Raw genomic sequence first — 440 nt, forward strand, 5'->3', positions numbered from 1 at the left:
AGGTACGCTCAGCGCGGTCGGACATCGCGCACTGTGTGCAAAGGCATAAGCGTGCTTGACTGCAAGATCGACGGATCAAGCAGGTAGGAAACTAGGACTTAGTGATCCGGTGGTTCTGTATGGAAGGGCCATCGCTCAACGGATAAAAGGTACTCCGGGGATAACAGGCTGATACCGCCCAAGAGTTCATATCGACGGCGGTGTTTGGCACCTCGATGTCGGCTCATCACATCCTGGGGCTGTAGTCGGTCCCAAGGGTATGGCTGTTCGCCATTTAAAGTGGTACGCGAGCTGGGTTCAGAACGTCGTGAGACAGTTCGGTCCCTATCTGCCATGGGCGTTGGAGATTTGAGAGGGGCTGCTCCTAGTACGAGAGGACCGGAGTGGACGAATCACTGGTGTTCGGGTTGTCATGCCAATGGCATTGCCCGGTAGCTAAA

At 55.2% G+C, this 440-nt stretch carries 1 rRNA gene; it reads left to right on the forward strand.

Annotated features, from left to right (window positions below):
• Positions 1–440, forward strand: a 23S ribosomal RNA gene (locus HUW62_RS47815); the annotation flags it as partial.

Source organism: Myxococcus sp. AM011 (genome assembly GCF_013372595.1).
Classification (GTDB): domain Bacteria; phylum Myxococcota; class Myxococcia; order Myxococcales; family Myxococcaceae; genus Myxococcus; species Myxococcus eversor.